We start from the raw sequence: 11,103 nt of genomic DNA on the forward strand, positions 1-11,103 counted from the left end.
CTCGCTGGCTCGACGGCGCTCATGCGCGAGGCCGTCGCCCGGCCCGTCGCGACCCGCCCGGCCTCAGAAATACGGGGTGTAGCGGATGAAGCAAAGCACCAGGTAGGGAACGATGACGAACATCCAGATCGCGATCTTGTACAGCCCGAACAGGAGATAGGCCGTCGCGTCGAAGCGCGCCGCCGAGAGCTGGAACCAGCGGCGATGCAGCCGATACATGGCGTCGTGAAACATCACGAAGGCCACGAATCCGAGCAGCAACAGGCCGTAGTTGAAAATCGCGCACCACATCAGGAAGCCGGGCCACAGTGCCGGGTCCATGGGCAGGCCTCACAAGGTCAGTTCGTGGATGACCTGGCTGGCGTCGTCGGGGTCGGTCACGGTGCGGAAGCCCAGATAGGCGGCGAGCTCGTGCATCTGCCGGTTCTCGGCGGAGTCGACCGAATACATCCTGTGGATGCCGCGGAGCTTTGCGACCTGAATCAGGTGCTTCATCAGCACCGCTCCCAGGCCCTTGTTCTGCCATTCGTCATCGACGGTAACCGCGCACTCGCATTGCGATCCGTCTTGCGCGGTGCTGTATCGGCTGACTCCGACGATCCTGCCTTCGTCGGCGCTGTCGAACGCGGCGAAGGCGACATCGTGGGTGTAGTCGATGTCCGTCAGCTGGCGGATGAACGCGTCGCTGGGGCGGCGGGTCTGTCCGAGGAAGCGAAAACGCCGGCTCTGGTCCGACAGTCCTTCGATGAATTCGCGTTCGGCCGCGCCGTCGCTCGCGGCGATGGGGCGAATCGTCACCTGGCGGCCGTCGCGCAAGGTGTCCGACCAGCGCGGCGTATCGGGACCGATGACGTCTGAGGCGGATAAGGATTGGGTAGTCATGACGTGCTCCCGGAGGGTCGTTTCAGGCTAGGCCGGCGGCTGCCGGCTGCATTGATCCAGGTCAACTCCTTTCGTCCGGGGGCTGACCCAGATCAATGCCGCGCCGCCAGTCGGACTGCAATCTGGCCCTGCAGCCCGCGGCCCTGTTCACGGCCCCGTTTCCTCGGTACGTCGAGGGCAAGAGCGGGCGATGAGTCCGCGCGCCGGCTCGGTCCGCTCCGGCGAGTCGGATACCGATGGCGTTGTCGCCTTGGGACTGTTCGCGGATCCACGACCCATACACGAAAGAGGTAACGCGCCATGGGCATCGCCACGTCCGAAGCCTCCGTATTCCGTTTGACCTTCCTGGGTGCGACCGGCACCGTCACCGGCTCCAGATACCTGGTCGAAGCCGGCGACAAGCGGCTGCTCGTGGATTGCGGGTTGTTTCAAGGCTACAAAACGCTTCGCTTGCGCAATTGGGCGCCGTTCCCCGTGGATCCGGCGTCGATCGATGCGATCGTGCTCACGCATGCGCACCTGGACCATAGCGGCTACCTGCCCAGGCTGGTGGACGAAGGCTTCGACGGCGTCGTCTGGTGCACGCCGGCGACGCGCAGGCTGTGCGGAATCCTGCTTCCCGATTCTGCCCATCTGTTGGAGGAGGAGGCAGGCCACGCCAACCGGCTCGGCACGACCAGGCACCATCCGGCCGAGCCGCTTTACGAGGTGGCGTCCGCGCATACGGCCGTGCGACGGATGCGCGCCTGGGAGTTCGAGACGCCGTTCGAACCGGTGCCCGGGGTGACCGCTCGTTTCAGGAGCCAGGGACATATCCTCGGCGCCGCCGCCGTCACCCTCGAATACCGCGGCGTGCGCCTGACCTTCAGCGGCGATATCGGCCGTTACAGCGATCCGGTCATGCAGCCGCCGAGCGCGCCGGCGGCAAGCGACTGGATCGTCGCCGAGTCGACCTACGGCGATCGGGAGCATCCAGTGGGCGGCATGAGGCAGGAGCTGTGCGAAGCGCTGAAGCCCGTGCTGCAACGGGGCGGCGTCGCCGTGATCCCCGCATTCGCGGTAGGTCGGGCCCAGTCCTTGCTGCATGTGATCGCGCAGCTGCAGGAAGACAAGGAGCTTCCCGCCGCACCTATCTATCTCAACAGCCCCATGGCGACCGATGTGACTTCGCTGTACCGGCAGTATTCCGGTCAGCTGCGCCTAGACGAAACGGCTTTGGAAAAGATGTATCGCAACACCCGGATCATCAACAGCCCGGAGGAGTCCAAAGAGCTCAATCGCCGCAAGGGGCCGATGGTGATCGTATCGGCCAGCGGCATGGTGACCGGCGGGCGCGTGCTCCATCACCTGATCGCGTTCGCTCCAGACCCGCTCAACGCGATCATTCTGTGCGGCTACCAAGCAGGCGGCACGCGCGGCGCGCTTTTGGCCGGTGGGGCGCGCCGTGTGCGCATCTATGGGGAGGAGGTCGAAATCAATGCCGAGCTCAGGCAGCTGGCGTCGGCGTCCGCGCACGCCGATGCTTCTGAGATCATCGCTTGGCTGCGTTCGGGCCCGGTCCGCCCGCGCGCGGTGTTCGTGACACACGGCGAACCGAACGCGGCCGACCGGCTGCGTGTTCGCATCGAGCATGAATTGGGCTGGGCCGCCTGCGTGCCGGAATTCGGCGCGACCGTGGATCTCATGTCCAAGACCGCCGAACTCGGATTGGCGACTCTCGATCGCCCGGCACTTGAGCACGTCGGTGCGCCGTTGTCCCGCTAGCGATCAACGACGGGCCAGCACAGTCCGAAGCCAGTTCGCGGATTGATAGTTCTCCGCCATCAACGAATGCCGTCGAGTCCGATTCCGGCGGAGGCGAATAGGGCGCGTTCTATTAATGCTCGGCTTCCGCAGTCACACTTGTGGCGGCCGGGAGCGGGAACTATACCCGATGGCTTTCCGTCTATCGCGAACCTCGCCCGCAACGATCGGGCGTTTCGTTAGATTTTAGGAAAGCCCATGGCATTAAATAAACGTTGGTTATTGGCCGCGTGTTTGTTCGCCGCCTCGTCGTTTCCCGCGCTCGCCGCGCAACCCGGCGCCTTCAAACTGCCCAAGGGGGCGAGCGCGGGCGCCTGCATGGAAGGGGTCTGCGAGTATCGGCTCGGCAACGGCATGCGCGTGCTGTTGCTTCCCGATGCCAGCGAATCGAAGTTGATCGTCAATCTGGTCTACGGCGTCGGTTCGGCGCACGAGAATTACGGCGAAGCCGGCATGGCGCATCTGCTCGAACACATGCTGTTCAAGGGCACGCCTACTCACGCCGATATCTTCGCCGAACTGAGCAAGCGCAGCATCGACGCCAACGCCACCACGACGACCGACTACACCAACTACCATTCTTCGTTCGCCGCCGACGCCGCCAAGCTGGATTGGTTGCTCGGCATGGAGGCCGATCGCATGGTGCACTCGCGCGTCGCGCGCGAGGATCTCGATCGGGAAATGACCGTAGTGCGCAACGAGATGGAGAATCGCGACGACGATCTGTCCGGCGTACTCTACGAAAGCGTGGCCTCCACCGCCTATCAGTGGCACCACTACGGGAAACGGATCATCGGTGCGCGCAGCGATGTCGAAAACCTGCGCATCGAACGGCTGCAAGCGTTCTATCGCGCCTGGTACCGGCCCGACAACGCCACCCTGGTGATCGCCGGCGGTTTCGACCCGGCGCAGGCCTTGAGCTCGGCGGCCCGCCGTTTCGGCAGGATCGCCCGGCCGCATGCGCCGATGCAGACGCTGTACACGGCCGAGCCCGCGCAAGCCGGCGAGCGCGAGGTCACGGTGCGGCGTGTCGGCGGCTACAGCCAGCTTCTGGCGGCGTATCACGTGCCGGCGGCGACGCACGCCGATTCCGCGGCGCTGCAGATCCTGGGCGAAGTCCTGCAGGGTCCGGTCGGCGAGCGTCTGTACTCGACGGTGGTAGGCAATCGGCATGCCGTCAGCGCGGGCGCAAGCACGCAGTGGCTGCGAGCCCCGGGGCTGTGGATGGCCTACGCGACTTTAGCGAAGGACTCCGACCTCGCGGCCACCCAGGACCTTCTGTTGACTCAAGTCGAAGGGCTGGACAAGCGGCCGATCCTTGCCGCGGAAGTCGACGCGGCCAAACAGCTTCTGCGGCAGAATTTCGCTCGCGAAGTCACCGACGCCGGCCGGCTTGCGATGGCGCTTACCCCTGCGATCAGTGTCGGCGATTGGCGTTTGTACTTCCGTTATCGCGATAGCCTGGAGACCGTCGACGCCGAGCAGGTGAACCGCGTCGCGCGTACTTATCTGCGGCCGGCCAACCGTACCCTGGGGCGCTTGCTGGCGACCGCATCGCCGCAGCGAGTCGCGATCCCGGACGCACCGTCGCCCGCATCCCTGTTATGGGATTACGCTGGCAAAGCCGAGGCCGACAGGGTCGAACGCTTCGATGCATCGCTTTCCAATATCCGACAACGCACCCGGTTCGTGCACATCGACACGGGCTCCGGTGATGGATTGCGCCTGGCTTTGTTGCCCAAGAAGAGTCGCGGCAACAAGGTCGTGGTCGAGGCCTTCTTCAGTTTCGGCGACGTCGAGAGCCTGCGCGGCCGCGATACGGCGGCACAAGCCGCCGGTGAGCTCCTGGGCGACGGAAACTTCAAGATGAGCGCCGCGGAACTGGCGGTGGAACTGGCCAGACTCAATTCCACGATCGATCTCGGGGGCGGCTTGCAATCGGCGCATTTGTCGCTGAACACGCAACGTGGGCAGTTGGGCAAGACCTTGTCCTTGGCCGAGCGCCTGTTGCGCACGCCGCGCTACAGCGATGCCCAGGTCGAGCAATACAAACGACGCGCGACGCTCGGCCTGCAAGCCGCTCGCGAGGATGCGAACAGCATCGTCGGCGATGCCATGACGCGTCATTTCGATCCCTGGCCGGTCGGCCATCCGATGCGCCAGGCCGATGCCGAACGATCCCTGGCCGACATCCGCGCCCTCACCAGCGAACAAGTGCGGGCGTTTCATCGGGACTTCTATGGGACCGCGAACGGGGTGATCAGCGTGGTCGGCGATTTCGATCCGGTCGAGGCCGAGCGGGAATTGCGCCGGCTGTTCGCCGATTGGAAGGCCCCGCGCGCCCATGCGCCGGTCGCCAGGCGCCATGTCGCGGTGCCGGCCGAGCATCGCAGCTTCGCGACGCCCGACAAGGACAGTGGCGTGCTGCTGGCGCGCAGCAATATTCCCTTGATCGAATACACCGACGACGCGTTCGCGTTGAGGGTGGCGAACCGGATTCTCGGCGGCCATACCATCGATTCGCGGTTGGGACAGCGGATTCGCGACCGGGGCGGGCTGAGTTACAGCGTCGCCAGTATGCTCGACGCCCAGCCCAGCCTCGACGGCCGCGACGATGCAGGCAGCTGGATGGTCCACGCGACGTCCGCTCCGCAGAATCTCGCGCAGGTCGAGCGCGGCGTACGCGAAGAACTCGATCGCCTGCTGCGCGATGGCGTGAGAGCCGATGAAGTGCGCACCGTGGCGACGGCGATGCGCGCCGAGCAGGAACAGGCCCGCGCTACGGATGCCGGCTTGGCCTCCGTGCTCGGTGGTCTCATGTATTACGGCCGCAGCCTGGATTTCCTGGCCGAGTACGATCGGAAAATGGCCGCGCTCAGCGCCGAATCGGTGAATGCCGCGATCCGGAAATACCTCAAGCCGGAACAATTCAGCTTTTACGTGGCGGGCGATATCGATGGCGCCAAGGGTGAGGCCAAGCGCGATGGCGGAGCGGCCCCGACCGGCGAGCACGGTATCGAAGGCGATGCGGTGAAACCCGTTGTCGGCGAGGCCGCGGTGCGGTGACGAGATCGGTCCGCTGTATCGGGTTTGCCGCCGCCGGAGTCGTCCTTGCCGGTGCAGGTATTCGACTGGGACAGGCCGCGCAGTGCCTTCGCGGTAATCGACGGCGACGTTCTGCAAACGGACCGATGCCGGCATCGGCATCGGCGATTCGTTTCAGACCGGGCTGCGACCGCGCAAGCGCCTGAACGAACACTATCGATGCGCACGACTACAGGTGTGACAGCGTTGGGGTGTCGTTGTCTTGCATGCGTTACAAGATCGGGACGCCGTTCGATGTCGGTGTAGCGGCGTCCCGGCGAAGCAATGCCGCCTGTATTCGCAAGAGTACGGTCGGCTCCTGCTTTCGATTCGCGCGTACGTTTGCGGCCTTCGGCTTCGAGTGCAAGCCGTCGCCAGCGTGCCCGCGATCACCGCGAGCGAGAAAACCGTCACGCATGGCGCGCGTCGGTGTAGGGGGATACGGCGGTCATCACGTTATTGCAGCGGGCGCCCACTCACGGGACCCAAACCGACCGAGGCGAACCGGCAAGCCGCGAAAGCGGCCGTCGGAAGTCGGCAACTGCTGATCGGCAGCTGTCGATCGGCAGATCGGAATCCACTGTCGGCGGCCTTCGTCGCCGTCCTTCATCGTCGTTACCGAAGAGGAACCTCGCTCCATGCCATCCCGTATTGCTCCGGTTGCGGTTCCGCGAGCGCTCGGCGCACGCGCTCAGCCTTTGTCCCTCGCCATCGCTTGTGTCCTGTTGTTCGCATCCGCGCCTTCGTCGGCGCAAGTCGCCGCACCCGGCGAGCACGACGGCCGCTACGGCGATGCCGACAGTTGGCGCAGCAAAGAGTTCGAGAGGGACTGGGGCCTGGGCGCGATCAACGCCCATCATGCCTACGCGCGCGGCCTGACCGGCGCGGGCATCGCCTTGGGCCAGTACGACAGCGGCGTGGCCCTGGACCATGCCGAATTCGCCGGGCGCGGGCACGTCAGTCTCAGCCTGGGCGCATCGGGCTGTATTTCCGACCCAGGCGTCATCGTCTTTCGCGGGCCGAGCCGCTGTTTCTCGACGCGCGGCGATGCGCCCACGCGCGAATTCAGTTTCGTCTATCCCGCCCGCACCGCGCCGTATCAATACGCCGGTTACGGCAACCACGGCACGCACGTGGCCGGCACCATGGTCGCTCAGCGCGACGGCGTCGGCATGCACGGCGTGGCGATGGGCTCGCGACTGGTGACAGCGCGTTTCTTCGGCGACACCATTTATCGTTGGGACCAGGGCGCCGACGGCACCTGGAAGCGCGCCGCCATCGCCAGCAGCGGCGTTGGCGGCGAGGCCGAGGTGGTTACGGATTTTTATCGGCAACTGAGTGCGCACGGTGTGCGTGCGGCGAACCTGGAGATCTGGTTGCCGATCGCCAACTCGCCGCAAGCCAACACCCTGGCCGCGGTCGAACAAACGTATCGCGACTATCAGTCCTCTTACGACGCGTACATGGACGGCGCGATCCGGCACGGCATCGTCAACGTCGTCGCCTTGGGCAACGACTCCGGCCGCATTGCCAACATCTATCCCGGCATGGCGGCGTTCCGCCCCGAAGCGCAGCCGTATTGGCTCAGCGTGGCGAACGTGCAGCGCTCCGGCGCCGGCGGTTACGTCATCTCGCCGAGTTCCAGCATCTGCGCCTACACCAAGGACTGGTGCGTGGCCGCGCCGGGCACTTTGATCAACTCCACCAGCATCGGCGGCTCCCTGCAGGGTCAGATCGAAGGCGAGCTCAGCGGCGAGCAGGCGCTGCAGATCCGGCTCGGCCAGACCAAGCCGGTATTGAACTACGCCGACCTCAGCGGCACCTCGATGGCCGCGCCGCATGCGATCGGCGCGATGGGCTTGTTGTTCGAGCGTTTCCCGTACCTGAGCGGCCCGCAGGTGCGCGACGTGTTGCTGACCACGGCGACCGACCTCGGCGTGGCCGGGGTGGACGAGATCTACGGCTGGGGCCTGATCGACCTGAAGAAGGCGATCGACGGGCCGGCTCAGATACTGAAAGACAGCGACGTGGCGATGGACCGCGCCGCCGGCGGCCTCAAGGTGTGGGAAGGCGATGCCTGGGACGACTGGCGCAACGACATCGGCGGCCCCGGCGTGTTGAGCAAGTCCGGCGCGGGTTGGTTGCGCCTGAGCGGCGACAACGCCTTCGGCGGCCTCAACGTCAAACAGGGCGTACTGGAACTCACCGGCGACAACCGCTATCCCGCACAGGTCGAAGGCGGCACCTTATTGGTCAACGGCAGCCTGACGAGCGCATCGCTGCCGGTGCGGGCCCAGGGCGAACTCGCCGGCAGCGGCCGCATCGTCGGCGATGTGCTGATGCAGGGCCGGGTGTCGCCCGGCAATTCCATCGGCACCTTGAGCGTGCAGGGCGATTACGTGCAGGCCGCCGGTTCCAGCTATCTCGTCGAGCTGGCGTCCGACGGCCGCGCCGACCGCATCGAGGTGAGCGGCAAGGCGACCATCGAAGGCGGCGCCTTGCAGGTGGCGTATGCGCCGGGGCAGTACTTGCTCGGCCAGCGCTTCAACGTCATCAATGCAGCCGGCGGCGTCGCCGGGCAGTTCGCGGCCCTGGAACAGGCCTGGCTGTCGCCGTTTCTGAAGTTCGGCCTCAGCTATGCGGCCAGCCAGGTCGATCTGAGCGTGGTACGCGGCGCCTCGTTCGCTTCGGTGGCGCGCACCCGCAATCAACTCGCCGCCGCGGCGGCAGCCGACCGCCTCGTGGTCGGGCAGGGCCTGCCGCAACCGCTGACCCAATTGTTCCCGGAACAGGCGCTGGCCGCGCTCGATGGCTTGAGCGGCGAAGGCCACGCCAGCCTGCGTTCGATCCTGCTCGACGACAGCCGCCACCTGCGCGAAGCCGCGCTGGTGCGCGCGCGCAACGGCAGCGGATGGGCGGGCGAGGGCGACGGCGTGAGTGACGAGCTGAGGCAAGGAGCGTGGATCGAGCTGTTGAAGTCCGGCGGCGCCCTTGATGGCGACGGCAATGCCGCGCGCAACGAGTACCGCGGTTCGACCACTTTGCTCGGTTACGACTATCGCTTCGACGGCGGTTGGCGTCTCGGTGCGCTCGCCGGCCGCGGCCGCATCGACAGCGACAACGGCCGTCTCGACCGGGGCCGGATCCATGGCACCCAGTTCGGCCTGTATGGCGGCCGCCACTGGGGCGGGTTCGGCCTCAGCGCCGGTGCCGCCGTCGCGCGCCAGAGCGTGGAGCTCGATCGCCGTATCGGCTTCGACGGTTTCGCCGATCGCACCCGTGCGTCTTACGACGCCGACACGCGGCAGGGCTTCGTCGAAGGCGCCTATCGCTTGCAGGCCGGCGCTTGGGGCTTCGAGCCCTATGCGCAGTTCGCCCAGGTGCGGGTGAAGAGCGATTCGTTCCAGGAAAGTGGTGGCGCCGCGGCCTTGAGCGGTCGCGCCGGCGAAAGCCGCGTCGACCTGTCGACGCTGGGGCTGCGCTTCGATGTCGGCCTGAAGGGGGCGCAACAGGATCAGAGTTGGTTGAGCCTGCGCGGTGGCCTGGCGCGCCGCCATGCCGGCGGCGAGTTGACGCCGCAGACCCAGGTGGCCTGGCGCGGCGGCGACAGCTTCAGCGTGGCCGGCGCGCCCTTGGGCGAAGACGCCACCCTGGTCGAAGCCGGCCTGGCGGCACGCCTGAGCCCGAGCAGCCTGCTGGAATTGAACTACAGCGGCCAATTCGCAGACGAAGCGCACGACCACGGCATCAACGCGCGTTACTCGCTGCGCTTCTGAGCCGACCCGAGGGGGCACCCAAAGCCACGGCGGTCGCGACCGTCGTGGCTTTCTTTATGTCCGAGCGAGATCGAGCCCTGTACGCCTGCGTATCGGGTTCAGCCTTTGCGCGCCTCGGCGACGTCGCCGGCCGCTTGATGGTGGGCGCTGATCGACAACAGCGACAGCAGTTCCTCGGTGCGCGCGTCGGCGTACAGCTCGAACGGGGTCCGGTAATAGAACTGCGGAATCGGGTAATTCATGAACCAATACAGCATCTGCTCGGCGTTCTCGTGGTTGGCCTTGGCCGCCGACAGGATCCGCACCAGGTTGCGCAGCGCGAGCTGCAGTTTCGCCGAGCCGTGCGGATTGCGGATCGTCGCGTTGCCGTGCGGGTTGGAGATCGCGGTGAGGTCCTTGGCCCGGATGCCCAGGGCGGTGATGACCCGCTTCGGCGAGATATGGGTCGAGCCCGGGACGCGAAGGGAATCCATGAAGATCTCGAACTCGGCTTCGGTCATGACGCTCTCGGTGGGTGAAGGCGCGCGCTGCGCGGCGACGCGGCGGCGGAGGATTCCGTCAGGTGGGCAACGGATGGGCGGTTGCCGGCTCTGGCAAGGCCGTCCTCTCGGTGAGCGTGCAGGGCGGACCGCCGTGAGCCGTCCGAGGGGGTGGGGCATCCGCCCAGTAGCGTTCATTTCGCGTCGGAACGCTTGCGGGGAAAGATCAATTTTTCTTCTCGAGATCTCCGTAGCGGTACTGGCGCACATTTTTTTGTGGATCAAGTCTCGTTTTTCCGGGCCCGCGAGCGGCCCGCGCAGGCCGCCGCGCCCCGTCGGCCCAGGCCGCGAAAGGCTTTCCCAGCCTGGGCGAAAGCCGCCAGGGCATTCAGCTTTGTCGTCGAAGGAGGTGCGCAAAAGGCCCGAAAAAATCACAAAAAAAATATATCTCCTTAGATGCCCGCTTCGATCGGCGTCCCTAGTCTGGCCGCCATAGGGACAGCGACACAGCCGAGTGGCTGCTGCTCGCGGGGGGATTCGATGGCAGGCCCATCGGCCAAACCCGGGACGGCCTCGGTTCGAGCAATCGAACGGCAGCGCATCGGCATTCAAGACCCTCCATTACACGGTTCGCCTTTCACGGGGCGTCTTAACCGCGGGCGGATATCGGTCCGAGATCGGTATTCACAACTGAGCGAATCGCCGGGAAGGCGAAGGGGAATGACCGATGAACTTTATTTACTGCAAGGTGTGGAGCAAGAGCCTGGGAACCTGGGTGGTGGCTTCGGAGTTGGCTAAGGGCGGGAAGAAGCAGGCGCGCAAGGCTTCGTCGGCGGTGGTCTCGGCGGTGGCGTTCATGCTGATCGCCGGGGCGACGCCCGAGGCTCTGGCAGGAGCCGTCTGCAACATGACGGGAGCTACGGCTGCCCCGACTGCGGCCGGAACCAATGCGACGGCGTGTGGCGATGGGGCTACGGCAGCATCCCAGCAAGCGTCCGCCTTTGGACACCAGTCGAGTGCCGGCGGTAATCAGTCGACCGCTATCGGCGCGGGCGCTAACAGCGCTGGTTCGGCGGCCA

7 protein-coding genes are annotated in these 11,103 nt (G+C 65.9%); 3 read left to right on the forward strand and 4 right to left on the reverse strand.

What is annotated here, in order from left to right:
• Nucleotides 1–63: 63 nt before the first annotated feature.
• Together LC490_RS10305 and LC490_RS10310 are read right to left on the reverse strand one after the other, a co-directional pair.
• Nucleotides 64–321 (reverse strand): DUF6868 family protein, encoded by a 258-nt coding sequence (locus LC490_RS10305; protein ID WP_223620134.1) that lies wholly within the window; start codon nucleotides 319–321, stop codon nucleotides 64–66.
• A gap of 9 nt (nucleotides 322–330) precedes the next feature.
• Nucleotides 331–882 (reverse strand): GNAT family N-acetyltransferase, encoded by a 552-nt coding sequence (locus LC490_RS10310; RefSeq protein WP_223620135.1) that lies wholly within the window; start codon nucleotides 880–882, stop codon nucleotides 331–333.
• Between the two features lie 300 nt (nucleotides 883–1,182).
• Here LC490_RS10310 and LC490_RS10315 point away from each other — a divergent pair, with 300 nt between their 5' ends.
• From LC490_RS10315 to LC490_RS10325, 3 genes are all read left to right on the forward strand, one after another.
• The gene (locus tag LC490_RS10315) at nucleotides 1,183–2,646 is read left to right on the forward strand and encodes an MBL fold metallo-hydrolase (RefSeq protein ID WP_223620136.1); all 1,464 of its coding nucleotides are present in this window, start codon (nucleotides 1,183–1,185) and stop codon (nucleotides 2,644–2,646) included.
• Between the two features lie 237 nt (nucleotides 2,647–2,883).
• The gene (locus LC490_RS10320; protein WP_223620137.1) at nucleotides 2,884–5,751 is read left to right on the forward strand and encodes a pitrilysin family protein; all 2,868 of its coding nucleotides are present in this window, start codon (nucleotides 2,884–2,886) and stop codon (nucleotides 5,749–5,751) included.
• Nucleotides 5,752–6,467: 716 nt separating this feature from the next.
• A complete protein-coding gene (locus LC490_RS10325) occupies nucleotides 6,468–9,545 on the forward strand; it encodes an autotransporter domain-containing protein (protein WP_223620138.1) in 3,078 nt (1,025 codons plus the stop codon).
• 98 nt (nucleotides 9,546–9,643) lie between these two features.
• Here the strand turns inward: LC490_RS10325 and LC490_RS10330 are convergent, their stop codons facing one another.
• Entirely contained in the window at nucleotides 9,644–10,045 is a 402-nt protein-coding gene (locus LC490_RS10330; protein ID WP_031370818.1) for a hypothetical protein, read from the reverse strand.
• Between the two features lie 717 nt (nucleotides 10,046–10,762).
• The gene (locus LC490_RS24395) at nucleotides 10,763–10,933 is read right to left on the reverse strand and encodes a hypothetical protein (RefSeq protein ID WP_255610784.1); all 171 of its coding nucleotides are present in this window, start codon (nucleotides 10,931–10,933) and stop codon (nucleotides 10,763–10,765) included.
• Nucleotides 10,934–11,103 lie beyond the last annotated feature (170 nt).

This window comes from Lysobacter sp. ESA13C (assembly GCF_019970005.1).
Taxonomy (GTDB): Bacteria; Pseudomonadota; Gammaproteobacteria; order Xanthomonadales; family Xanthomonadaceae; genus Lysobacter; species Lysobacter antibioticus_B.